This window comes from Tersicoccus mangrovi (assembly GCF_036881825.1).
Classification (GTDB): domain Bacteria; phylum Actinomycetota; class Actinomycetes; order Actinomycetales; family Micrococcaceae; genus Tersicoccus; species Tersicoccus mangrovi.
In genome coordinates this window covers 188,827-211,705 of the sequence record NZ_JBAJMW010000002.1, presented here as the reverse complement: position 1 = coordinate 211,705, position 22,879 = coordinate 188,827, and the positions used below count along the sequence as shown (strand labels likewise).

23 protein-coding genes, 1 tRNA gene and 1 riboswitch are annotated in these 22,879 nt (G+C 70.3%); of the genes, 21 read left to right on the top strand and 3 right to left on the bottom strand.

What is annotated here, in order from left to right; genetic code table 11:
• Positions 1-7 precede the first annotated feature (7 nt).
• Positions 8-100, top strand: a riboswitch (TPP riboswitch).
• The 3 genes from thiM to V6N00_RS04800 all read left to right on the top strand — a co-directional run bounded on the left by thiM (position 91) and on the right by V6N00_RS04800 (position 3,379).
• Complete coding sequence (thiM, locus tag V6N00_RS04810) at positions 91-1,032, top strand: hydroxyethylthiazole kinase (protein WP_334230949.1); 942 nt, start codon at positions 91-93, stop codon at positions 1,030-1,032. (Overlaps the previous riboswitch by 10 nt.)
• The gene (gene thiE / locus V6N00_RS04805) at positions 1,029-1,763 is read left to right on the top strand and encodes a thiamine phosphate synthase (protein WP_334230948.1); all 735 of its coding nucleotides are present in this window, start codon (positions 1,029-1,031) and stop codon (positions 1,761-1,763) included. The genes thiM and thiE overlap by 4 nt, the downstream gene beginning before the upstream one ends.
• The gene (locus V6N00_RS04800) at positions 1,760-3,379 is read left to right on the top strand and encodes a bifunctional hydroxymethylpyrimidine kinase/phosphomethylpyrimidine kinase (protein ID WP_334230947.1); all 1,620 of its coding nucleotides are present in this window, start codon (positions 1,760-1,762) and stop codon (positions 3,377-3,379) included. The genes thiE and V6N00_RS04800 overlap by 4 nt, the downstream gene beginning before the upstream one ends.
• Here V6N00_RS04800 and V6N00_RS04795 read toward each other — a convergent pair.
• On the bottom strand, positions 3,363-4,145 hold the full coding sequence (locus V6N00_RS04795) for a DUF427 domain-containing protein (RefSeq protein ID WP_334230946.1): 783 nt from the start codon (positions 4,143-4,145) through the stop codon (positions 3,363-3,365). The two genes, V6N00_RS04800 and V6N00_RS04795, sit on opposite strands and share 17 nt — an antisense overlap.
• Positions 4,146-4,204: 59 nt before the next feature.
• Positions 4,205-4,771 carry a DUF4870 domain-containing protein gene (locus tag V6N00_RS04790; RefSeq protein WP_334230945.1) on the bottom strand — a complete coding sequence of 189 codons (567 nt, stop codon included), beginning with the start codon at positions 4,769-4,771 and terminating at the stop codon, positions 4,205-4,207.
• A 181-nt stretch (positions 4,772-4,952) separates the two neighbouring features.
• On the opposite strand from V6N00_RS04790, the gene V6N00_RS04785 reads away from it, so the two are divergent.
• From V6N00_RS04785 to V6N00_RS04750, 8 genes are all read left to right on the top strand, one after another.
• Complete coding sequence (locus tag V6N00_RS04785; RefSeq protein WP_334230944.1) at positions 4,953-5,330, top strand: hypothetical protein; 378 nt, start codon at positions 4,953-4,955, stop codon at positions 5,328-5,330.
• 268 nt (positions 5,331-5,598) lie between these two features.
• Positions 5,599-5,907 carry a 50S ribosomal protein L21 gene (rplU, locus tag V6N00_RS04780; RefSeq protein WP_076692925.1) on the top strand — a complete coding sequence of 103 codons (309 nt, stop codon included), beginning with the start codon at positions 5,599-5,601 and terminating at the stop codon, positions 5,905-5,907.
• A gap of 45 nt (positions 5,908-5,952) precedes the next feature.
• Positions 5,953-6,219: a 50S ribosomal protein L27 gene (rpmA, locus tag V6N00_RS04775; protein ID WP_334230943.1), complete on the top strand. Its 267-nt coding sequence runs from the start codon at positions 5,953-5,955 to the stop codon at positions 6,217-6,219.
• Positions 6,220-6,322: 103 nt separating this feature from the next.
• The gene (gene obgE, locus V6N00_RS04770; RefSeq protein ID WP_416385029.1) at positions 6,323-7,939 is read left to right on the top strand and encodes a GTPase ObgE; all 1,617 of its coding nucleotides are present in this window, start codon (positions 6,323-6,325) and stop codon (positions 7,937-7,939) included.
• Between the two features lie 99 nt (positions 7,940-8,038).
• On the top strand, positions 8,039-9,178 hold the full coding sequence (gene proB / locus V6N00_RS04765; protein WP_334230942.1) for a glutamate 5-kinase: 1,140 nt from the start codon (positions 8,039-8,041) through the stop codon (positions 9,176-9,178).
• A gap of 123 nt (positions 9,179-9,301) precedes the next feature.
• On the top strand, positions 9,302-10,168 hold the full coding sequence (locus tag V6N00_RS04760; RefSeq protein WP_334230941.1) for an SMP-30/gluconolactonase/LRE family protein: 867 nt from the start codon (positions 9,302-9,304) through the stop codon (positions 10,166-10,168).
• A 170-nt stretch (positions 10,169-10,338) separates the two neighbouring features.
• On the top strand, positions 10,339-11,796 hold the full coding sequence (locus tag V6N00_RS04755) for a purine-cytosine permease family protein (RefSeq protein WP_334230940.1): 1,458 nt from the start codon (positions 10,339-10,341) through the stop codon (positions 11,794-11,796).
• Between the two features lie 10 nt (positions 11,797-11,806).
• On the top strand, positions 11,807-12,928 hold the full coding sequence (locus V6N00_RS04750) for an alcohol dehydrogenase catalytic domain-containing protein (RefSeq protein WP_334230939.1): 1,122 nt from the start codon (positions 11,807-11,809) through the stop codon (positions 12,926-12,928).
• A 366-nt stretch (positions 12,929-13,294) separates the two neighbouring features.
• Here the strand turns inward: V6N00_RS04750 and V6N00_RS04745 are convergent, their stop codons facing one another.
• Complete coding sequence (locus V6N00_RS04745; RefSeq protein ID WP_334230938.1) at positions 13,295-14,224, bottom strand: hypothetical protein; 930 nt, start codon at positions 14,222-14,224, stop codon at positions 13,295-13,297.
• Positions 14,225-14,534: 310 nt separating this feature from the next.
• Here V6N00_RS04745 and V6N00_RS04740 point away from each other — a divergent pair, with 310 nt between their 5' ends.
• The 10 genes from V6N00_RS04740 (at position 14,535) to V6N00_RS04695 (ending at position 22,821) form a co-directional block, all read left to right on the top strand.
• Complete coding sequence (locus tag V6N00_RS04740) at positions 14,535-15,923, top strand: glutamate-5-semialdehyde dehydrogenase (RefSeq protein WP_334230937.1); 1,389 nt, start codon at positions 14,535-14,537, stop codon at positions 15,921-15,923.
• A gap of 49 nt (positions 15,924-15,972) precedes the next feature.
• Positions 15,973-17,343 carry a CynX/NimT family MFS transporter gene (locus V6N00_RS04735; protein WP_334230936.1) on the top strand — a complete coding sequence of 457 codons (1,371 nt, stop codon included), beginning with the start codon at positions 15,973-15,975 and terminating at the stop codon, positions 17,341-17,343.
• 94 nt (positions 17,344-17,437) lie between these two features.
• Positions 17,438-17,665, top strand: coding sequence for a hypothetical protein (locus V6N00_RS04730; RefSeq protein WP_334230935.1), 228 nt, complete (start codon positions 17,438-17,440; stop codon positions 17,663-17,665).
• Positions 17,666-17,726: 61 nt separating this feature from the next.
• Positions 17,727-18,380, top strand: coding sequence for a nicotinate-nucleotide adenylyltransferase (nadD, locus tag V6N00_RS04725; protein ID WP_416385028.1), 654 nt, complete (start codon positions 17,727-17,729; stop codon positions 18,378-18,380).
• Positions 18,373-19,431: a hypothetical protein gene (locus V6N00_RS04720; RefSeq protein ID WP_334230934.1), complete on the top strand. Its 1,059-nt coding sequence runs from the start codon at positions 18,373-18,375 to the stop codon at positions 19,429-19,431. Before nadD ends, V6N00_RS04720 begins: the two co-directional genes overlap by 8 nt.
• A 48-nt stretch (positions 19,432-19,479) precedes the next feature.
• Complete coding sequence (gene rsfS / locus V6N00_RS04715) at positions 19,480-19,992, top strand: ribosome silencing factor (RefSeq protein ID WP_416385027.1); 513 nt, start codon at positions 19,480-19,482, stop codon at positions 19,990-19,992.
• Positions 19,989-20,690, top strand: coding sequence for a histidine phosphatase family protein (locus V6N00_RS04710; RefSeq protein WP_334230933.1), 702 nt, complete (start codon positions 19,989-19,991; stop codon positions 20,688-20,690). The genes rsfS and V6N00_RS04710 overlap by 4 nt, the downstream gene beginning before the upstream one ends.
• 88 nt (positions 20,691-20,778) lie before the next feature.
• Positions 20,779-20,854: transfer RNA gene (locus tag V6N00_RS04705), tRNA-Ala, on the top strand.
• 452 nt (positions 20,855-21,306) lie between these two features.
• Entirely contained in the window at positions 21,307-21,876 is a 570-nt protein-coding gene (locus tag V6N00_RS04700) for a phosphatase domain-containing protein (RefSeq protein ID WP_334230932.1), read from the top strand.
• Positions 21,877-21,888: 12 nt separating this feature from the next.
• Entirely contained in the window at positions 21,889-22,821 is a 933-nt protein-coding gene (locus V6N00_RS04695) for a DNA adenine methylase (RefSeq protein WP_334230931.1), read from the top strand.
• Positions 22,822-22,879 lie beyond the last annotated feature (58 nt).

The following is a 22,879-nucleotide window of genomic DNA, read 5'->3' as shown; positions in this document are numbered from 1 at the left end:
CGCTGCCACGAGTGACACGGGGTGCCCGCACCGGGCTGAGAGAACACCCGTCGAACCTGATCTAGTTAGCACTAGCGAAGGGATGTCGCCGTGAACGACGTCGATCCGTCCTCCCGTGGACTGCCCACGGACCTGTCCGAGCGGGCCGCCCGCTTGCTGCACGCGGTGCGGCAGGAGCAGCCGCTGATCCAGTGCCTGACCAACAGCGTGGTCACGAACTTCACGGCCAACGTGCTGCTCGCGGCCGGCGCGGCCCCGGCGATGACCGACATCAGCGGGGAGGCCGGGCCCTTCGCCCGGATCGCCTCCGGGCTGCTCGTCAACCTCGGCACGCCCACGCCCGAACAGCGGCTCGCCATGCGCGAAGCGGCGGCCGCACGCCGGGCGGTCGGCGGACGCTGGGTGCTGGACCCGGTGGCCATCGGCGCCCTGCCCGTCCGCACCGCCCTCGCCGCGGATCTGCTCGAGTTCGACCCCACCGTCATCCGCGGCAACGCCTCCGAGGTGCGCGCGCTGGCGGGGCAGAGCAGCGGCGGCCGCGGCGTCGACAGCACGGACGCCACCACCGATGCCGTGCCCGCGGCGATGGACCTGGCGGAGCGCACGCGCGGCGCGGTCGCCGTCTCCGGCGCGGTCGACGAGATCGTCGGTGCCGGCCTGGATGGTGCCGGCCTGAACGGTGGCGGGTCGGATGCTGGAGCTGATGCCGCGCCCGAGCACTACCGGAACCACCACGACGCCGCGCTGCTGACCAGGGTCACCGGTGGCGGTTGCGCCCTCGGCGCCGTCATGGCGGCCTTCCTCGCCGTCGGTCCCGACGAGAGCCCCGCGGTCTGCGCCGCGCTGGCCACCGGCTACTACACGCTCGCCGCCCGTCAGGCCACCGAGATCAGCGCCGGGCCCGGGTCCTTCGCCGTCGCCCTCCTGGACCGCCTCGCCGCGATCAGCCCCGACGAGTTCGCCACCGACACCGGCATCAGCGCGGTCCGCACCGGGAGCGACGCCGCCGGCTCCAGCCGGAGCGCCCGGTGACGCCCGGCGCCACCCCCGCTCCCTTCGACCCGACTGCGCTGACGCTCTACCTCGTCACCGACACGGCGTTGTCCGCCGGCCCGAGCGGCTCGCGCAGCGTGCTCGACGTCGTCACCGCGGCCGTGGACGGCGGCGTCACCTGCGTGCAGCTGCGCGAGAAGGACGCCTCCGCCCGCGACTTCCTCGCGCTCGTCACCGCCGTCGCCGCACGGGTGGGCGAGCGGGTGCCCGTGCTCGTCAACGACCGCGTCGACGTCTACCTCGCCGCCCGCGACACCGGTGCGGTCGTCGCCGGCGTCCACGTGGGCCAGGACGACCTGCCCGCCACCGCGGTGCGCGCGCTCATCGGACCCGACGCCATCCTCGGCCTGAGCGCCTCCACCACCGACGAGTTCCACGCCGTCGCCGCCCTGCCGTCCGGAACCGTCGACTACCTCGGCGTCGGGGCGGTGCACGCCACCCCCACCAAGCCGGACGCTCCTGAACCGCTCGGCGTCGACGGCTTCGCCCGCGCCGCCGCGACGGCCCGTTCGACGTCCGGGCTGCCCGTCGTCGCAATCGGTGGCGTCACCGTGGCCGACGCTGCACCCCTCCGGGCGGCCGGCGCCGCCGGCATCGCCGTCGTCTCGGCGATCTGCGCCGCCGAGGACCCCGCGGCGGCGGCCCGGACCCTGCGTACCGCCCTCGAGAACAGTGCTGATACCACCCCCTCCCCGGAAGGATCCCGATGACCGTCCGCATCCTCAGCATCGCTGGTACCGACCCCACGGGCGGAGCCGGCATCCAGGCCGACCTGAAGTCCGTCGCCGCGCTCGGCGGCTACGGCATGGCCGCCGTCACCTGCCTCGTCGCCCAGAACACCCACGGCGTGCGCAGCATCCACACCCCGCCTGTCGCGTTCCTGCGCGAGCAGCTCGACGCGGTCTCCGACGACGTGGCCATCGACGCCGTCAAGATCGGGATGCTCGGCACCGCGGAGGTCGCCGCCACCGTGCACGCGTGGCTCACCGACCAGCGCGCTGCCGGCCGTCGGTTCCCGGTCGTCCTCGACCCGGTGATGGTCGCCAGCAGCGGCGACCGCCTGCTGGACCAGGACGCCGAGGACGCCGTGCGCGCGCTCGCCGTCGCCCACGCGGACCTGCTCACCCCGAACCTGGCCGAGCTGGCCGTCCTCGACGGAACAGCTGCCGTGCCGGGCGGCCCGCTCGACAGCGCCGAGGACGGCGACCCCGTCGAGGGCTGGGACCGCGCGCTCGCCGCCGGCCGCCGCGTCGCCGCCCACACGGACAGCGTCGTGCTGGTCAAGGGCGGCCACCTGCCGGGGGAGCGGACCCCCGACGCGCTCGTCGCACCCGACGGCGCGCTGCTCGCCGAGATCGCCGCGCCCCGCGTCGCCACCCGGAACACGCACGGCACGGGCTGCTCCCTCTCGTCCGCGATGGCGACCCTGTACGCGCGCACCGGTGCGTGGCCGGCGTCGCTCGCCGCCGCCAAGCGCTGGCTGACCGGTGCACTGGCCGCGTCGGACGGGCTCGACGTCGGCTCCGGTACCGGCCCCGTCCACCACGGGCACCACCTCGACGCGGCGGTCGACGCGTGGCTCGCCGAGGCCGGCGCCTCGGACGGAGGCGCATCCCCAGAAGCAGGACGATTCACCGACCGGCTCTGGGAGCGCTCCACCGACATTCGCCGTCAGATCGACGAGCTCGAGTTCATCGTCCGGCTCGCCGACGGCACCCTGCCGGAGCCGCGGTTCCGTGCCTACCTCGCGCAGGACGCCGCCTACCTGCAGGCCTACAGCCGGGCCCTCTCGGCGCTGGCCGCGTCGTCCGCGCCGGCGCACGTGCGCACCTTCTTCGCGCGCGGGGCGATCACTGCCGCGACCGAGGAGACCGTGCTGCACCGGCAGTGGCTCGGCGACGACGACGGGCAGGACCTGCAGATCGGCCCGGTCACCTCCCAGTACGTCGACTTCCTCCTCGCCCACACCGGCCGCGAGCCCTGGCAGGTCGGCGTGGCCGCGGTGCTGCCGTGCTACTGGCTGTACGCCGAGATCGCCGCGACCCTGTCCCGCGGGCTGGAGGCGCACCGGGCGGCATCGCCGGAACAGTCCTCGACGGCGTCGAACGGCGACCACCCGTACGGGACGTGGCTCGCGGCCTACGACGACCCCGGCTTCCAGGACGCGGCCGCGGCCTGCCGGGCCCTCGTCGACGAGGCGGCCCAGACCGCGGACGAGGCGACCCGCCGGGCCATGACGACGGCGTTCCTGCGGGCGTGCGAACTGGAACGGGACTTCTTCGCCGCCGAGCTGCCGACGTCGGACGCGGTCAGCCCGCGAGGCTGACGGCCACGTCCACCCGGTCGTCGTAGAAGCACACGAGGTCGCGCACCGGCTCGCCGTCGTGCAGCGGATCCGGGTAGGTCCACGCCGCGTCCGCGACCGTGCGGCCGTCGACGGTGGCCGACCAGTACGACGCGACGCCCTTGTACGCGCACACGGTGTGGGTGTCGTTCGGCGTCAGCAGGTCCATCCGCACGTCCTCCCGCGGCAGGTAGTACCGCGGCGGGAGCCCGGTCTCGACCAGGACGACCGGCCGGGTGCTGTCGGCGAGCACCTGCCCGTCGACGGTGACGACGACGTGGCGGCCACCGGTGAGGCTGTCGATCCGGTGGTAGGGGTCGTGCGGGTGCCCGATGACGGTCTGCTCCTCCTCGCGCCATTCGTCGAAGGCCTTCCAGTCCAGCAGCACCCAGTCCGCGAGGTCGGGGTCGTCCGGGGTGAAGCCGGCCCCGACCAGCGGGCCGCCGGGCGTGGGGATCGTCCAGGCGGTTCCGGGCGTCGTGTGCCGGGCGAAGGCGTCGTGGGGCGTGAGGAACGGCGGCGGGTCGGCCAACGGTGTCACGAGCACGGGATCGACGGGCGCGGGATGGATCGCGTCCCGCCGCACCGCGTAGAAGCCCACGACGCGGCGCGGTTCGGAGACCAGCCGCACGTCGGTCGCGTCGACCACGGCCTCCCCGTGCGAGAAGGCCCGCACGCGCTTGGGCACCGCGGCCCAGCGCAGGTCGGGAAGGGTGGAACGCAGGAGCTCATCGGTGGACGTCGCCATGGGTCGATCGTCCTCCTCGCCCGCAGGCGCCGCCAGAGGCTGCCGATCGGCCCGAGACCTCAGCGCAGGATCGGGATCTGCAGCGGGTAGACGTACAGCTGCCCGCGGTTGGCCCGGATGGCGCCGGAGATGTGGAAGATGATCGCGAGCACGAACGCGGCGATCCAGAGCAGGATGGCCACGGGAATCAGGATGATCGTGGCGAAGCAGATCCAGGCCACGAGGTTGGCCAGCCAGATCGTGACGGTGAAGTTGAAGGCCCCCGCCGCGGTGCGCCGCACGAACGGGCTGCCCTGGCGGTAGATGAACCAGATGACGAGCGGACCGACGAAGCCGAGCCAGCCCACGCTGATGAACATCGCCACCAGGGGGATGACATGCGTGACGACGGCCATGGTGCGGTCCTGCTGCGGGGCACCCCAGCCCTGCAGGCCCGGGCGTCCCGGGCCGCCCTGCTGGTCGTAGCCGTAGCCCGGTTGGTAGCCGCCCTGCTGGGACAAGTACGGGCCGCGCCCCGGCGGGTACTGGCCCGGCGGGTACTGGCCCTGCGGGCCGGGACCGGTCCGGCCGTACGGCGGTCGCGGCCCCTCGGGAGGCGTGGACGGTGGCGGGGGCACGCTGCTCATGTCCCCAGTATCACGGCTGCGAGAGTCCGGGGCGAGGGGTGCGCCGTCGCGCCCGTGCCGGGCCGGCTGACCTGCGACGTTGCAGGAACCGGCAGTGCGCTTCAGTCGGTCGATCGCGACCGTTACGGTCACGTCACCGGGAAGACTCCCGGTTTCGGGCGAACATGAGGGGAGCAATGTCATGAGCAAGAATTCACGAGGACGTCGGCTGGGGCTGAGGGTGGGGGCCACCGCGTCGATCGCCGCGCTGTTGATGGGCCTGGGCGTCGGAGCCGCGGCGGCCGACGTGTCGGTGGGCCAGTACGTCAGCAACAGCGGCCTGAGCTGTGGGGCCAACGAGCGCATCACCGGCGGGCTGGTGATGTACGGGGTGGTGCCGACGAAGCAGCACGCCTTCATCTACCGCAACTGCGGGTCGACGACGGTGCACCGCAAGGCCGACGTGCGGTTCGACTGGGACGGCCACTGCCTGTCGATCGCCGCGGGCCGGAGCAAGGTCCTGCACGTCGTGCAGGCGCTGCCGTCGCGGGACGTGTACCGGGGTGCGAAGTCCTGCTGAGCTGAGCACGAGTCCGGCGCAGCGTCGCGCCGGGTGGCGAGGGGGTGGCGACACGGTCGCCGCCCCCTCGCGTGCATTTGCTCCTGTTGCTGCCGGTGACGTATCCTGAGTAGTCGGTGCCGGGCCCGTAGTCGGTGCACCGCGATCTCGTGCGATGAGTCATGACGCCGGGTCGCGATCCGCTCGCCCCACCGCACACCGGTCGACCCCAGCAGGGGAAGGGCCGCGAGACTTTTTGTCCGAGACTGTCGAGAGAAGTGAGTTCCACGTGGTGTACGCGATTGTCCGTGCTGGCGGGCGCCAGGAGAAGGTTTCGGTTGGCGACCTCGTCACCCTCGATCGCCTGTCCGGCGCCGAGGGCAGCACGATCGAGCTGACCGCGCTCCTTCTCGTCGACGGCGAGAAGGTGACCTCCGCCGCTCAGGAGCTGGCCAAGGTCAAGGTCACCGCCGAGGTTCTCGGTAACCTCCGCGGCCCGAAGATCTCCATCCAGAAGTTCAAGAACAAGACCGGCTACAAGAAGCGTCAGGGCTTCCGTGCGGACCTCACGCGCGTGAAGATCACCTCGATCGCCTGAGTCCCCGGCCCGTTCCGCACCGATCCCTGAAGGCAGGCACTAGCAATGGCACACAAGAAGGGCGCAAGCTCCACTCGCAACGGTCGTGACTCGAACGCCCAGTACCTGGGTGTCAAGCGGTTCGGCGGCCAGACCGTCAACGCCGGCGAGATCCTCGTCCGCCAGCGCGGCACCCACTTCCACCCGGGCCTGAACGTCGGCCGCGGCAAGGACGACACCCTGTTCGCCCTCTCCGCCGGTTCCGTCGCGTTCGGCACCCGCCGCGGTCGCCGCGTCGTGGACATCGTCGCCGCCGAGGTCGCCGCGGTCTGATCCCCGCGCACCATCACGTTCTTCACGTCAGGGCAGGCCGCTCGCGGCCTGCCCTGACGCGTTTCCGGACACCACCAGCATCACCAGAGGAAGGAGCGCATCCATGGCCAGTTTCGTCGACCGCGTCGTCCTGCACGTCTCCGGCGGCAACGGCGGCCACGGCTGCGTCTCCATCCACCGGGAGAAGTTCAAGCCGCTCGGCGGCCCCGACGGCGGCAACGGCGGTGACGGCGGCGACGTCGTCCTGCGCGTCGACGCCCAGACGACGACGCTGCTCGGTTACCACCGCGCGCCCCATCAGCACGCCGGCAACGGCGGCCCCGGCAAGGGCGACCACCGCGACGGCACCGCCGGCGAGAGCCTGATCCTCACCGTGCCCGACGGCACCGTCGTCAAGTCGGCCGACGGCGAGGTCCTCGCCGACCTCGTGGGCGACGGCACCGAGTTCGTCGCCGCGTCCGGGGGCCAGGGCGGCCTCGGCAACGCGGCACTGTCCTCCCCGAAGCGCAAGGCGCCCGGTTTCGCGCTGCTCGGCCTAGAGGGCCAGGCTCGCGACCTCGTGCTCGAGGTCAAGTCGATCGCCGACATCGCCTTCGTCGGCTTCCCCTCGGCCGGCAAGTCCAGCCTCATCGCGGCGCTGTCCGCCGCGCGGCCGAAGATCGCCGACTACCCGTTCACCACCCTGATCCCGAACCTCGGCGTCGTGCAGGCGGGGGAGACCCGCTACACCGTCGCCGACGTGCCCGGGCTCATTCCCGGCGCCAGCGAGGGCAAGGGCCTCGGCCTGGAGTTCCTCCGCCACGTCGAGCGGTGCGCCGCCCTCGTGCACGTCCTCGACTGCGCGACGCTCGAGCCGGGACGCGACCCGATCAGCGACCTCGAGGCGATCGAGGCCGAGCTCGACGCCTACGCCGTGGACGCCAGCTTCGCCGGTCCCGGCGGCGACGTCGTCCCGCTGAACGAGCGGCCCCGCCTCGTCGCCCTGAACAAGATCGACGTCCCCGAGGCTCGCGAGCTCGCCGACTTCATCCGGCCCGACCTCGAGGCCCGCGGCTACCGCGTCTTCGAGATCTCCACCGCCAGCCACGAGGGCCTGCGCGAGCTGTCCTTCGCGATGGCCCAGATCGTCGACGCCGCCCGCACCGATCGTGCCGAGTCGCCCGCCGCCCCGCGCGTCGTGCTGCGGCCGCGGCCCGTCGACCGCGGCGGACGCGGAGGCCGGGGCGAGTACGCGATCACCCAGGAGGAGCGCAGCCTCAAGCCGCTGTTCCGGATCCGCGGCGTCAAGCCCGAGCGGTGGGTCGCCCAGACCGACTTCGCCAACGAGGAGGCCATCGGCTACCTCGCGGACCGCCTGGCCAAGCTCGGCGTCGAGGACGGTCTGTTCAAGTCCGGCGCCAAGCCGGGGGACACCGTCGTCATCGGCGGCGAGGACGGCGTCGTGTTCGACTGGGAGCCGACGATGATCGCCGGCGCCGAGCTGCTCGCCGGCCCCCGCGGCACCGACCTGCGCCTGCTCGAGGCGGAATCCCGGCCCACCCGCAGCCAGAAGCGGCAGGATTTCCACGACCGGATGGACGCCAAGCAGGCCGCCCGCGACGAGCTCGAGGCCGAGCGCCGTGCGGGGCTGTGGACGAGCGACCGCCGGACGAGCGACGATGCTTCCGACGTCGGCGTCCCTACGCCCGCCGCCTCCGAATCCGGCGACCCGGACGACTGAGCCGAACCCTCACCCGGACCACCCCGCACCACCAGCACCGCGCCGGCCCGACGCGAACGCGGACCGGCATCGACCACCGTTCCCCACCCTGAAGGAGCCATGAGCGTCAGCCTGCGTCGCAGCCCGATCACCTCCCGTGCCCAGGTGCCCACCGCCGGCCGCATCGTCGTCAAGGTCGGATCCTCGTCGTTGACGTCCATCGGCGGCGGCATCGACGAGGACGCCCTCACGCGCCTCTCCTACGTCCTGGCCGCCGCGAAGCTGACCGGGCAGGAGATCATCCTGGTCTCCTCCGGCGCGATCGCCGCGGGCCTCGCCCCGCTCGGCCTGACCCGCCGTCCCAAGGACCTGGCCAGCCAGCAGGCCGCCGCCGGCGTCGGCCAGGGCCTGCTGATGGCCCGCTACACCCGCGCCTTCGGCGAGCACGGCATCGTCACCGGCCAGGTGCTGCTCACCGCGGACGACCTGATCCGCCGCACCCAGTACCAGAACGCGCACCGGTCCCTGACCCGGCTGCTCTCGCTCGGGGTGCTACCGATCGTCAACGAGAACGACGCCGTCGCGACCCACGAGATCCGGTTCGGCGACAACGACCGGCTCGCCTCCCTCGTCGCCCACCTCGCGCACGCGGACCTGATGATCCTGCTCTCCGACGTCGACGCGCTGTACGACGGGCCGCCATCCCAGGGCGCCGAGCGGATCCCCGAGGTGTACGGTCCGGCGGACCTGGAGGCCCTGACCATCGGCAGCACCGGCCGTGCCGGGGTCGGCACCGGGGGCATGGCCACCAAGGTGCAGGCCGCGTCCATGGCCGCCGCCAACGGCATTCCCGCCATGGTCACCTCGACCGACTATGCCGCCGCCGCGCTCGGGGGCGATCCGGTCGGCACCTGGTTCCACCCCACCGGCAACCGGCACCCGATCCGGCTGATGTGGCTGGCGCACCTGGCCACCATCCGCGGCCGGCTCGTGCTCGACGACGGCGCCGTCAAGGCCGTCCGCGACCGGCGGCGATCGTTGCTGCCCGCCGGCATCGTCGACGTCAAGGGCACGTTCGCCTCGGGCGATCCGGTGGAGCTGACGGACCGCAGCGGCGAGGTGATCGCCCGCGGCCTGGTCAACTACGACTCCGAGGAACTGCCCCAGATGCTCGGCCGCACGACGTTCGACCTGGGCGAGGACCTCGGCCAGGACTACGAGCGGGAGGTCGTGCACGTCAACGACCTCGTCCTCGCCTGAGCCGCACACCCCGCCCCCTCCCGCTGACTGGTCGATCGATGTCGGTTCTCGCGTTCTCCGGCCGCGAGAACCGACGACACGTGACCAGTCAACGAGGGGCCGCGCTCGTGATTGCATAGCGGCATGAGCGAACTGCGGAACATCACCGGCCCGATCGCCTTCCACGCCGAGGGGCCCGTCTGGTCGCCGACCTGGGGTGGCCTGCGCTGGGTCGACATGTTCGCCGGTGACCTGCTGACGCTGGACCATCACGACGGCGACGTCCGCCGGCGGCACGTAGGCGATCTCGCCGCGTTCGTGCGGCCCCGCGCCGCCGGGGGCTTCGTCGTCGGGCTGCGGAACCGGCTCGCGCTCACCGACAGCGACGACGGCGAGCTGCGCCTGCTGCCCCCGCTGTGGGAGGACCCGGAGCTGCGGTTCAACGAGTGCGGCGTCTCCCCGGCCGGCACCCTGTACGCGGGCAGCATCCACCTGCAGCAGCAGGAGGGCGCAGCGACCCTCTACCGGTTCGGCGCCGACGGCTCGATCGACGTCACCGACCCGTCCGTGACGGTCTCCAACGGCCTCGGATTCGCGCCCCATGGCGCCCTGGCCTACTACGCGGACACGCCCACCGGCCGGATCGACGTCTTCGACAACGTGGAGGACCGGTTGGTGAACCGGCGGCCGTTCGTGGCGATCGACGCTGGCAGCGGGCCCGGCTCCGGTCGGCCCGACGGGCTGTGCGTGGACGCCGAGGGCGCGGTGTGGGTCGCGCTGTACGGCGGGGGACAGGTGCACCGCTACGACGCCGAGGGCGCCCTCACCCACCGGATCGAGCTGCCCGTCAGCAAGCCCACCGCCTGCACGCTGGGTGGCGACGACCTGCGCACGCTCTACATCACCACCACGCGGGAGGACCTGTCCGACGGCGCCGAGCCGGACGCCGGCAGCGTCTACGCGACGCGGGTCGGCATCCCCGGCCTGCCGGTGGAGCCGGTCGCGCACTGACGGGCGCGCTGACACGGAGCGACTTCTTCGTCGTGATGCTTGTCGGCGGGTGGCACGGGCCCTAGTCTGGCGTCCACGGTTGCCCGAAAGGCAACACACGATGCTCAGAGGAAACCGCGGACGAGGGGGCCCGGGGGAGTCGCGGGCATCCCGTCCGTCGAAGGAGCGCCATGACCGCCCACTCCACCCCCGCCACCGGCGCGGGCGTCCCCTTGATCGAGGCCAAGTCGATCGACTGGGTGCCCGAGAACGAACGCCACGGCAAGCTGTGGCACCAGGCCCCGCTCTGGTTCCTCGGCAACTTCCAGTACTTCTCCATCCCCATCGGCTTCATCGGCCCGTCGCTGGGCCTGTCCCTGGGGTGGACGGTGCTCGCCAGCATCCTCGGCATCGGCGTCGGCACCATCTTCATGGCCTTCCACGCCTCGCAGGGCCCGACCATGGGATTGCCGCAGTTGATCCAGTCGCGCGCCCAGTTCGGCTACCGCGGCGTCATCGTGCCGCTGCTGGCCACCCTCTTCACCTACCTCGCGTTCAACGTCGCGGACACCATCCTGCTCGGCGAGGGCCTGTCCAGCTCGTTCGGCTGGAACGCGACGCTGATCGCGGTCGTGGCCACCGTGGGAGCCGCCGCCCTGGCGATCTTCGGGCACGACTGGCTGCACAAGGCCTTCCGCATCCTGCTCTACGTCTCGCTGCCGATCATGATCGTGCTGACCATCGGCGTCATCGCCGGCGGCGCCCACGGCTCGTGGGACCCGGCGCAGTACGGGTTCACCTGGGTGGCGTTCATGGCGCAGTTCGCCGCGTGCGCCGCCTACAACATCACCTACGCCCCGTACGTCTCCGACTACTCGCGCTACCTGCCGACGACGACGCCGGCCCGGAAGGTGATCGCGGCGGTGTTCTTCGGGGCCTCGTCCTCGGCGATCTGGCTGATCGTGCTCGGCGCCTGGCTGGCCATCGCGCTCGGGGCCACCGACGGGCTGGCCGGCCTGCAGCAGGCGGGCAACACGATCATCCCGCACCTGGGCGACGCCGCCGCCCTGCTGTCGGCGCTCGCCCTGGCCGCGACCATGGGGATGAACGCCTACGGCGGTGCGCTGACCGTGCTGACCACCGTCGACTCCGTCCGGCCGATCAAGCCGAAGACCACCGCGCGGGTGATCACCATCCTCGTCCTCGCCGTCGTCTGGTACGCGGTGGCCGCCACGGTCAGCACCGATGCCGTCGCGACGGTCTTCTCCGCCCTGACCCTGATGCTCTACGTGCTGGTGCCGTGGACGGCGACCAACCTCGTCGACTACTTCATCGTGCGCCGGGGCCACTACGCGATCGCCGACCTGTTCACTCCCACCGGCATCTACGGGGCGTGGGGCTGGCGCGGGCTGACCGCGTTCGGCGTCGGCCTGCTGGCCGAGATCCCGTTCATGGTGCTGCCGACGATCGGTGACTGGAGCTACACCGGTCCGATGGCCGAGCTGCTCGGCGGCGTGGACATCGCCTGGCTCGTCGGCCTCGTGGTCACCTCGGTCGTCTACCTGCTGGCCAGCCGCTCGCTCGACCGCGGGGACGAGGCGGCGCACGCCGCGGCCGACCCGGCCGCGCCCGTCACCGACCCGGCCTGAGGCGGAGTCGATGACCACGGACCCGGCCCTCACCTCGCCTGCCATCACCGTCCGGCCGGGTGCTGAGACCGGGGTCAGCGTCGCCCTCGAGGACGTCCACGTGGCGGCGCCCGGTCCCGGCCAGGTCCGGGTCGGCATCCGGGCCACCGGCGTCTGCCACTCGGACCTGCACGTCGTCAACGGTGACTGGCCGACGGATCAGCCGCTCGTGCTCGGCCATGAGGGCGCCGGCGTCGTCGAGGAGACCGGCCCGGGCGTCACGGGCGTGCGGACCGGCGACCACGTCGTCCTCTCGTGGTTCGCGCCGTGCCGGGCGTGCGCCAATTGCGCGGCCGGGCGCGCCTGGCTGTGCACCGGGACGACGGCGCTGGCCAACACCCTGCCGGACGGGACGACGCCGTTCACGGACGCGTCCGGCGGCGAGCTCTGGCCCTATCTCGGGCTCGGCACCTTCGGGTCCCACGTCGTCGTGCCGGAGACGGCGGTCGTGGTGGTGGACGAGGAGCTGCCGTTCACCGTCGGGGCGCTGCTCGGGTGCTCGGTGACCACCGGGGTGGGCGCGGTGCTGAACACCGCCCGGGTGCCGGCCGGCGCGTCCGCCGTCGTCGTCGGCTGCGGCGGGGTGGGCCTGTCCATCGTGATGGGGCTGCGGCTCGCCGGAGCGCACCCGATCATCGCCGTCGATCTGTCCGGCGAGAAGCGGGCGACGGCGCAGGAGCTGGGCGCCGACGTCGTGCTCGACCCGCGGGAGACCGACACCGGCGCCTGGCTGCGGGAGCGGTTCGGCGGGGTGGACTACGCGTTCGAGGCGATCGGGAACGCCCACGTCATCGAGACGCTGCCCGGCATGCTCGCGCCCGGGGGAGCGGCGGTGCTGGTCGGGATGCCGCGGATGGGCGCGCGGTCCTCGATCGACCCCTATGAGCTGGCCGACCAGGGCAAGAGCATCCTCGGCTGCAACTACGGGTCGAGCGTCGCGCGGGTGGACGTGCCGCGGCTCGCGCGGCTGCATCTGGCGGGGCGGCTGCCGCTGGAGCGGCTGATCGACCGGGTGCGCCCCCTCGCGGAGGGTCCGCAGGCCCTCGACGAGCTGGCCGCGGGCACCGGACTGCGGTCGATCCTGACGCCCTGAGGGTACGTCGACGTGGGCCGGCGCGCTCGTAGCCGACTCACTCTGCATCAGAACATCAGCAAATTGGGAAACGTTTCTCCAGAGTGAACACCACCATCCGAGGACTCCGGCATAATTCTCCCGCGTGGACTCATTTAGAGTGGTTCGGTGTGGAGAACGGGCGTTGTCGATCTTCGTGGACGAAGGCACCACCCGTGGCACGTCGATAACCCTCGCGAAAGCGTTTGTCCGTAGGTAAGCCAGCTGCTCGTCGTGTGCGGTTACCAGCCCATGCTGATGGTGCCCCAGCCCGCAGGTCGAGTCGCCCAAGAATACGAAAGCATGGTCGCCTCTGGGGAAGCAGGTCGATCATGACTCAAGGTTGTTTCATTTTCGAAGGTTGAAAATCGTTACCAGCACCGCGACGGTCAGACCCCCGGTGATCGCTATGCCCAGTTTAATGCCAATATCTGACAGTGTCGTCCGCCACTTCGGTATGCCTGCCGAAGCGCGATCCGGATCTCGCTTGAAGAGGGTCGCGCCGAGGAAGCGAGTGAAACGAGTTACGGGACGATCCCGAATCACCACGTCTGCTAAAACCGACGTATTCCAAGCGCCAATCACTAAGACTGCTAGTCCGTACGTCAAAGACAGCATGGCCGCAGTTGTAGGCCCGGTTATAGGTGCGCTCGTCGTGGTGGCAGTTGGTGAGGTGGATGGCAACGAAATTAAGCCGCTCAACGGCAAGATCGCGAGTAATCCGATGCCGACAATCAGAGAACCTGCCATAAATAGGATGACAAGCGCAGTGCAAGTGCCTACGACGACTTGCCCAGTCCAATGCGTTGCAATCCGCACTCTGTGTCTTGCCTTCTTGAACGTGCGATCGAGTTCTTTGCTCAGCCGACCTCCAAATCGATTACTCAGACTCTGATCGCGCTCGGGCGACCCCCATCCGACTGGTACCTCGCCATCGTAGAGAAGGTATCCGGCGAGGAATCTCCGGATGGGGTGAAATGTTAGCGAGGATCCGTCAGGATACTCGAAATGGAACTTGAGATCTCGAATTTCGCGAGGATTCGGAATCATTTCGATGACTCGCGGGTCGTCGTAAGAATTGAATGACCCATTGAAGAGAACAAGCTCGATCTTGATCGCCGCCGTCTGTGCCATTGGGACCACTAAGGAAACGAGCTCGGACACCTCCATCTTGAATGGCGGCAACGTTTCTCTAGTGCGTGGAGGGGCAAGCTCGATTATCTGTTCGCTTGCAAACTGGTCGGCTGAATCCTCGTCGTGCCCTTCCAGCGGTGCCACAATTTGCCTCCCGACGTGAACGCCAGCATCGCTCTTACGGTCCGCGGTGGCTACAGGTCTTCAGGAGTGCAGCGTCCGGAGGTCGACAAGGGCCTTGGCGGGTACAGGAAGACTAACGCCATGGAGCTACCGGGCTGGCACGTGCGTGAGTCGTGGTGTCCCGATGTACAGATTCTGACGACTCGTCTGGATCGGTTCAATTGCCCGTATCGGCTGAACCAGTACCGTCTGACGGTCGCCCCGACGGGACACCCGTCGACGTGTGACGCCACCCACGTCGGCGGCTGCCCCCGCTCGATAGACTGGGCGGATGACGACGCTCACCCAGCACACCGGCACGCCCACTTCCGGGACCGGGGACAGCGACGCCCCGACCACGGCCGCAAGCCAGACAAACGAGAAGCCCGCCGAGAACGAGAATGCCGGCGCCCAGGTCGATGACGCCACCGCGGCCGCCGTCGACGCGGTCGCCGACGCCGCCAAGACCGCCTCCCGTGCCCTCGCCCGCGCCAACCGGGCCACCAAGGACGCCGCGCTGCGCGCCATCGGCGCCGCCCTGATCGCGAACCAGGACCGCATCCTCGCCGCCAACGAACGGGACCTCGCCGACGCCGACGCCAACGGCGTCAGCACCAGCCTGCAGGACCGGCTGCGCCTGACCCCGGAGCGGCTCGCCGGCCTCGCCGAGGCGCTCGAGAACCTCGCCTCCCTGCCGGACCCGGTCGGCTCCGTCGTGCGCGGCCAGACCCTGCCCAACGGGCTGCGGCTGCGGCAGGTGCACGTGCCCCTCGGCGTCGTCGGCGCCATCTACGAGGCCCGCCCCAACGTCACCGTCGACATCGCCGGGCTCGCGCTGAAGGCCGGCAACGCCGTCATCCTGCGCGGCGGCACCGCGGCCGCGCACTCCAACGCCGCCCTCGTCGAGCTGATCGGCGAGGCGCTGACGGCGCAGGGGCTGCCCGCCACCGCCGTGCAGACCATCGACGAGTACGGCCGCGCCGGCGCCAACGCGCTGATGCGCGCCCGCGGCAAGGTCGACGTGCTCATCCCGCGCGGTGGCCGCTCCCTGATCCAGACCGTCGTGCGCAACGCGCAGGTGCCCGTCATCGAGACCGGCGAGGGCAACGTGCACATCTTCGTGGACGCCTCCGCCAGCCCCGAGATGGTCACGCCGATCGTCGTCAACGCCAAGACGCAGCGGCCCAGCACCTGCAACACCGTCGAGACGCTGCTCGTGCACCCCGGCTACACCGGCCTCGAGGCGACGCTGCGGGCCCTCGCCGAGGCGGGCGTCCGGCTGCACGTGGACGAGCGGGTCGCCGCCGCGCTGCCCGCCGACGTGCCCAGCCAGCCGGCCACCGAGGAGGACTGGGCCACCGAGTACATCGACCTGGACCTCGCGGTCGCGACCGTCGACACCCTGGACGAGGCCATCGAGCACATCGAGACGTACACGACCCGGCACACCGAGGCGATCCTGACGAACGACCTGGCCAACGCCGAGCGGTTCGTCGCCGAGGTCGACGCCGCGGCGGTGCTGGTCAACGCCTCCACCCGGTTCACCGACGGCGGCGAGTTCGGCCTCGGCGCGGAGGTGGGCATCTCGACGCAGAAGATGCACGCCCGCGGGCCCATGGGCCTGACCGAGCTGACGACCACCAAGTGGATCGTGACGGGCGACGGGCACGTGCGCCCGTGACGATGTGCCCTCCCGCAGGGGAAAATCGGGCGTTCGCGCCGTCCGCAGCATGAACGCCTCCTCCGGATCCAGCAGCACGGCGGCCGGCCACCTTCGTGGCCGGCCGCCGGCGTGGTTGCTGGTCGTCGGGATCCTCGCCGTCGCCGCCAACCTGCGGCCCATCTTCACCGCGCTCGGCCCGCTGATCGACCAGGTCGGCGCGGAGACCGGGATGGGGCCGTCCGCGCTCGGCCTGCTCGCGGCGATGCCGCTGCTCGCGTTCGCCGTCGTCTCGCCGGTCGCCGCGGCGCTCGGCAACCGCATCGGCGCCGCCCGCACCGTGCTCGGCGCCCTGATCCTGCTGCTCGTCGGCGCGGGCATCCGGTCGCTGCCCACGGATGACGCCGGCGTGTTCGGCTCGGCGGGGCTGTGGGTCGGGTCGTTCCTCATCGGCGCCGCCATCGCCGTCGGCAACGTGCTGCTGCCCTCGATCGTCAAACGGGAGTTCCCGCGGCACGTGCCGATCCTGACCGGCGCGTACTCGTCGGTGCTCGGCGCCATCGCGTCGGTCGGCGCCGGGCTCGCCGTCCCGCTGTCCCACCTGCGCCTGCCCGGTGGCGAGGAGGCGGGCTGGCGGCTCGGGCTCGGGGCATGGGCGCTCGTCGTCGTCCCGGCGTTACTGCTGTGGCTGCCGCACCTGCGCACGCGCACGGCGGCGGTCGACGTCGGCGGCGGTGACACCGCTGACGGTGTTCGGCCGGGGGCCGACGTCGCTTCCGACGACCGCGCGCCGCGGCCCAGCGTCTGGCGCTCGCCCCTGGCCTGGCAGGTGACGGCGTTCATGGGTCTGCAGTCGGTCAACTTCTACGTCATCGTCACCTGGCTGCCGACCATCGAGCGGTCCTGGGGACACGGCGCCGCCGAGTCCGGCTGGGACCTCTTCGCCTATCAGCTCGTCGGCGTCGCCTCCAGCTTCCTCGTCCCCCTGCTGCTGCGCGGCCGGGACCAGCGGTTCGCCTGCGTGCTCGCCCCGGTGCTCACCGGTGGGGGCCTGCTCGGCCTGCTGCTCGCGCCCGACCTGGCCATCCTCTGGGCGCTCCTCGCCGGGTTCGGTGGTGGCGCGTCCCTCGTCATCGCCCTGAGCCTGATCGGCCTGCGGGCCCGCGACCACCGCGACGCCTCGTCGCTCTCGGGCATGGCCCAGTCCCTCGGGTATCTGCTCGCCGCGGTCGGGCCGCCCGTCTTCGGCGCACTGTTCACCGCGACCGGTGCCTGGGTGGTCCCGCTCGTGGGGCTCGTCGTCGTCAACGTCGTCCAGGTGGTCGTGGGGCTGGCGGTGGGCCGGGACCGGGTCGTCGGCCAGGAGACGGGTGGGCGGGGCCGGGACGGGCACGACGACGCCGACGGGCCGCTCGCCGCCCGGCCCACGTCCACGACGTAGGATTGGGACAGTCCCAGACCAGGGCGGCGTGACCTCGACGAGGCCCCCGCGCTGGACGCACTGAAAGAAACGCCGACCCGAAACAGGGGAGAAGATGCTCACATCGATGGCCGCCGCCGTCCTGTCCGCCGCCGAGGAAGCCCCCGCCCCGACGATCGCCCCCGCGCCCGTCGTCATGCTGGTGATCTTCGGGGTGTTCCTGGTGCTGCTCTTCATCACCGTCTCCTTCACCAACGTCGGCATGCGCCACGACGCCCACGACGAGCACGTGGACCCGCAGCGGACCCTGCCGGCCGAGCACCACCGGGAGCAGCGCCATTAACTCCCCGGTTCCCTCGCCGGGCCACGTCTCCCTTCCCGGGCACCGCGCCCGGGTGGGGGTCATGGGCGGCACGTTCGACCCGATCCACCACGGCCACCTCGTGGCCGCGTCCGAGGTGGCGTCGGTGTTCGGGCTGGACGAGGTGGTGTTCGTCCCCACCGGCCAGCCGTGGCAGAAGTCCAAGCAGGAGGTCTCTCCCGCCGAGCACCGCTACCTCATGACGGTCATCGCGACGGCGTCGAACCCGCGCTTCAGCGTCTCGCGCGTGGACGTGGACCGGCCCGGCCTGACCTACACGATCGACACCCTGCGCGAGCTGCACGCCCTGCGCCCGGACGCGGACCTGTTCTTCATCACCGGCGCGGACGCCATGGAGCAGATCATGTCGTGGAAGGACGTCGACGAGCTGTGGTCCCTGGCGCACTTCGTCGGCGTCACCCGGCCCGGCCACGAACTGCGCAACATGGGCCGCGACGACGTGTCCCTCATGGAGATCCCCGCCATGGCGATCTCCTCGACCGACTGCCGGAAGCGCGTCCGCGAAGGCCACCCCGTCTGGTACCTCGTGCCCGACGGCGTCGTCCAGTACATCGCCAAGTACGGGCTGTACACCCCCGAGGCCGCCGCGGCGGAGTCCGGTGTGGGCCGGCTGCGGATCGACGGCGCCGCTCCGGCCGCCGGCGCGAATCAGAACATCCTGGTACCCCATGACTGAGCATCCCCAGAACCCCACCCAGTACGCGACCCGCCGGGAACGGCGCGCGGCCGAGCGCGCCGCCGAGGAGGCGGCCGCCCGCACGGCAGCACCTGACGCCACCGCGGCCGACGCTGTCCCAGCCGACGAGGTCGACGACGACGGCGTGGCCTTCGGTGCCGGCGCCGCGCTGACCCGCGAGGAGTACGAGGCGCGGATGGCCGAGCTCGCCGCCGAGGCGGACGAGCACGCCGTGAGCCTGTCCCGGCACGGGGCGCGGGCGGATCACCCGAGTGCACCCGTCGAGCACGAGGGCGCCGAGCACGCCGGGCCCGAACACGTCGACCCGCAGGTCCGCGCCGAACAGGAAGCCATGGCCGCGCGTGCGGCCTCGCTCAACGCGGCGCAGCGGGGGACGGCCGCCGGCCCGGCGGTCACCGACGCGCCCGTGACCGCGGACTTCGTCGACCCGCCGCAGCCGGACCAGCCGCACAACCTCGGCGCGGTCACCCCGCTGCGGTACCAGAGCGACCCGGCCTTCGACTTCCCGGTCATCGCCCCGCCGACCACCTCGATGCTGTTCCTGACCGTCGACCCGGAGACCGGGAGGGCGCAGCCGCTGCATCCGGTACCGGTCGAGGGCACGCAGGTGGGCGACGAGTCGGCGTCTGCTAGTACTGATGGCGGTGCTGCCGGCACTGCTGCTTCCGGAACCACGCCGCCCGACGCTGCCGCGCCTGCGTCGGCCGACTCCGCATCCAGCAACACCATGTCGGCCGACACCGCCTCGACCGACGCTGCTGCTCCTGCGGCTGCCTCAACCGGTCCGGCCACCGGCTGGGTGCCGACGGCCGACCTGCTGGACGCGAACGCCCCCGCATCGGACACGACCGGTGCCGGGTTGCACTCGGCTCCTCCCGTTCCCGTCGGCGCGTCCGACGCCGCGGGCCTGGACCCGCTCGACTCCCGCACCGCCCGCCAGGGCCGCCGCTCGTGGGTGGGCGCCCTGATCGGCGGCATCGTCGTGGTGGCCGCGCTCGCCGTCCTCGCCGTGGTGTTCTTCGTCCACTGAGTCTTCCTCCACCCGTTCTTTCTTCACTCGTTTCCTTCAAGGAGTTCCGTGACCGCAACCGATCTCTCCGTCTCGCTCGTGCGGGCCGCCGCGCGGGCCGCCGCCGACAAGCAGGCGCACGACGTCGTCGCGCTCGACGTCAGCGAGCGGCTCGCCATCACCGACGCGTTCCTCATCGCGTCGGCGTCCAGCGAGCGGCAGGTCAATGCCATCGTGGACGCGATCGAGGAGGCCCTGGCCGAACTGGGGGAGAAGCCCGTGCGACGCGAGGGCCGGTCCGAGGGCCGGTGGGTGCTGCTGGACTACGCGCAGGTGATCGTGCACGTGCAGCACCAGGAGGACCGGGTGTTCTACGCGCTGGAGCGGCTGTGGAACGACAGCCCGGTCATCGACATCACGGCCGAGCTGAACGCGCACGCGAGCGTGCCGGCTGGACAGGAGCGCGCTGGTTCGCCCGACCGTCCTCTTGTCGACCCGGCCGAGCTGGGTCTGCCCTCCTCGGATTCCGCTGACCCGGGCTCCGCCGCCGGTACGTCCGGCGACGACGAGACCCGGGCGTGAGCTCGGTCGGACAGCAGGGCGCCGCCGGCCATCATGCCGCGAATGGTCGCCGCGTCATCGTGTGGCGGCACGGGCAGACGCCCTGGAACGCGGCCGGCCGGTTCCAGGGGCAGACCGATATTGATCTCGACGAGGTCGGGGAGGCGCAGGCGGAATCGTCGGCGCGACTGTTGGCGGCGCTGAACCCGGACAAGATCGTGGCGTCGGACCTGACGCGGGCCCGGAAGACCGGGGAGGCGCTCGGTCGGCTCACCGGTCTGCCCGTGTCGCTCGATGAGCGGCTGCGGGAGACCAACGCGGGACGCTGGCAGGGGCTGACGTTCGCGGAGATCAACGAGCAGTTCCCGGAGGAATCGGCGGCGTGGTCGACCGGTGACGTTGACGTGGCGCCCGGGGGAGGGGAGAGCCGGCTCGACGTCGCCGCGCGGGTGTGCTCGGCGATCGAGGAGCACCTGGCCACCCTGCCCGACGACGGCCTGCTGGTCCTCGCGACCCACGGCGGCGCGGCGCGCGTGGCGATCACGTCGATGCTGGGACTGCCGCATGGGTCGTGGTCGGTGCTGTCCGGCCTGGCCAACTGCAACTGGTCGATGCTCGAGGAGATGGGGGCCGACAAGGCCGCCCGCGGGCTGCGCTGGCGGCTCGCGGAGCACAACGCCGGGAGCCTCCCGGAGCCGGTGGTGGTCGAGGAGGGCTGATTTGGTTCTCCCGACGTTCATTGGATAGACTCGTCTGGTTGCCGCGGCACGGATAACGGTCTCGACCGGTGCTGTGTACGGCGACGATGGGGCTGTGGCGCAGCTGGTAGCGCACCTGCATGGCATGCAGGGGGTCAGGGGTTCGAGTCCCCTCAGCTCCACCAAATGAAATTGCGAATGTAACATCAGCCTTACTCGGTGCGAGTAGGGCTGATGTTACATTTTCACTAACGAAATAGAACCTTCGAGAAGCGCGGCGCGCGCTTCAGAAAAGGCTCGATTGCTGGATGGCTTTCGAGGTTAACTAACGGTTTAGGTGTCGTTGGTGGAATTTGCCTGGTCTCACCGAAGAGAACAATTCATTGACTGACGCAAGCTACCGCGGGGTTGAAGCGGGCTCGATTCAAGTTGAATGATGATGTAGAGATTGATTCCTACATCGAGTCGCCGGTGATTGGCACAAAGGCTCTCAAGACCGGAGAGCTGCCATAAATTCGGGTTCTCGTCGATGGCGTGGATTGGGCCCGCGCCGGCCGCCCGTCGCTCGCTCAGGATGTCAGCGGCCACCGGCGCGCAAACTCGTGGATGACGACCACGATGCGGGAAAGTTGGGGAATTGGACACTGCAAACCGCCCCCCTGCGATCATCTGCGATGTCGACGGAACCTTGTGCGACGTTCGGAGTATCCGCCACCACGTCGAGCGTCCGGAAGGTACTCGGCGCTTCCGCGCAGACTTCGCGCTCTTTCACTCATCCTCAGAGGACTGCCCGGCGTTTCCGGACGTGCTGCAACTGATCACTGAACTTGAACGTAACGGTTACGCGATCGTTGTCGTCACAGCGCGGGAGGCACGCTGGAGCGAACTTACCGAACGCTGGCTTGACCGTCATGGGGTCCGACGAACTGAGCTGATCACCCGCCGCACCCTCGACTACCGCCCCGACGCGCTGATCAAGGCGGAGATATGCACGGAGATCCAGAATCGCTATTCTCCTCGTCTTGCAATCGATGACCGAGCCGACACATTGGCAGTCTGGGCGGACGCGTCGATTCCGACCGTCAAAATCAACGAGGCAGGCCTCCCGTCACAGGTGAGATGGCACGGCGTAGTGACCGACAATCGCCTCAGCGCGCTTGTCGAACGAGTGTCTTCAACCACAGGAACCGCTGCTTGGCAGGACTGATAGGCGGCTGGCGTGTCGCGCAAATACGGTCGCTGCAGTCGCTGTATCGTCGGATCGACCACCACAACAGGGGAGAGATACTTGTCGCTGCCAGCACCGGAACCCGTAGAGGCGCCACAAGCTCGGTCCCATGTCGGCCTCCCACCCTTCCTACGCTGGGCAGGCGGGAAGCGTTGGCTCGTCTCGTACCTCGCGGAGCTGACAGCCCCTGTGAAGATTGGCAATTATCACGAGCCGTTTGCAGGGGGCGCCGCTGTCTTCTTCGGAATCGACTTCGGGAGCCAGTCATACCTGTCTGATTTAAATGCCGACCTCATCGAGACATATGCGGCCGTCCATGACTCCCCTGATAAAGTTTGGGAGCGACTGAGGCAATACCGTAACACCGAAAAAGACTACTATGCGGCCCGGGCAGCAAAGCCGCGCACACCTGTGAACCGCGCAGCACGATTCATCTTTTTGAACCATACGTCATTCAACGGACTCTACCGCGTCAACCTCAGAGGCGAGTACAATGTCCCGTTCGGATACAAAACGTCCGACAATCGACCGGGTCTGGCGCAGCTCCGGTCGGCTAGCGTCCGCCTCAACTCAGCAACGCTCGCTGTTGGCGATTTTGTTAACGCGCTTCGCAACATTCGAGAGGGCGATCTCGTGTTTCTCGATCCTCCTTATACCGTGGCTCACAACAACAACGGCTTCGTGAAGTACAATGACCAACTCTTCCTTTTCTCTGACCAGCAGCGCCTAAGCGGAATGATCGATCAATTGCGAGATCGCGGCGCGTACTACGTCATGACGAACGCGGCACACGCATCGATTTCGGAGCTATTCGATAAGGGAGACAGGCGCGTGGAGACTAGCCGCAAGAATAACGTTGGCGGCAGGGCCGCTGCCCGGGGTCGCGCTACCGAGTACCTCTTCACGAATCTGCCGATCGGATGACGCTTCCGCCACTGGGTGAATTGATCCGAGACAACCTTCTCCCCTTCAGAAGCGTACC

Excerpts from the sequence above, each read along its gene's own strand:
- V6N00_RS04795 (WP_334230946.1), bottom strand. The coding sequence starts at position 4,145 with ATGGCGACGTCCACCGATGAGCTCCTGCGTTCCACCCTTCCCGACCTG.
- V6N00_RS04735 (WP_334230936.1), top strand. The coding sequence starts at position 15,973 with ATGAACGCCTCCTCCGGATCCAGCAGCACGGCGGCCGGCCACCTTCGT.
- obgE (WP_416385029.1), top strand. The coding sequence starts at position 6,323 with ATGGCCAGTTTCGTCGACCGCGTCGTCCTGCACGTCTCCGGCGGCAAC.
- V6N00_RS04740 (WP_334230937.1), top strand. The coding sequence starts at position 14,535 with ATGACGACGCTCACCCAGCACACCGGCACGCCCACTTCCGGGACCGGG.
- V6N00_RS04760 (WP_334230941.1), top strand. The coding sequence starts at position 9,302 with ATGAGCGAACTGCGGAACATCACCGGCCCGATCGCCTTCCACGCCGAG.
- proB (WP_334230942.1), top strand. The coding sequence starts at position 8,039 with ATGAGCGTCAGCCTGCGTCGCAGCCCGATCACCTCCCGTGCCCAGGTG.
- V6N00_RS04755 (WP_334230940.1), top strand. The coding sequence starts at position 10,339 with ATGACCGCCCACTCCACCCCCGCCACCGGCGCGGGCGTCCCCTTGATC.
- nadD (WP_416385028.1), top strand. The coding sequence starts at position 17,727 with ATGGGCGGCACGTTCGACCCGATCCACCACGGCCACCTCGTGGCCGCG.
- V6N00_RS04785 (WP_334230944.1), top strand. The coding sequence starts at position 4,953 with ATGAGCAAGAATTCACGAGGACGTCGGCTGGGGCTGAGGGTGGGGGCC.
- V6N00_RS04750 (WP_334230939.1), top strand. The coding sequence starts at position 11,807 with ATGACCACGGACCCGGCCCTCACCTCGCCTGCCATCACCGTCCGGCCG.
- V6N00_RS04800 (WP_334230947.1), top strand. The coding sequence starts at position 1,760 with ATGACCGTCCGCATCCTCAGCATCGCTGGTACCGACCCCACGGGCGGA.
- V6N00_RS04790 (WP_334230945.1), bottom strand. The coding sequence starts at position 4,771 with ATGAGCAGCGTGCCCCCGCCACCGTCCACGCCTCCCGAGGGGCCGCGA.
- rpmA (WP_334230943.1), top strand. The coding sequence starts at position 5,953 with ATGGCACACAAGAAGGGCGCAAGCTCCACTCGCAACGGTCGTGACTCG.
- V6N00_RS04720 (WP_334230934.1), top strand. The coding sequence starts at position 18,373 with ATGACTGAGCATCCCCAGAACCCCACCCAGTACGCGACCCGCCGGGAA.
- V6N00_RS04730 (WP_334230935.1), top strand. The coding sequence starts at position 17,438 with ATGCTCACATCGATGGCCGCCGCCGTCCTGTCCGCCGCCGAGGAAGCC.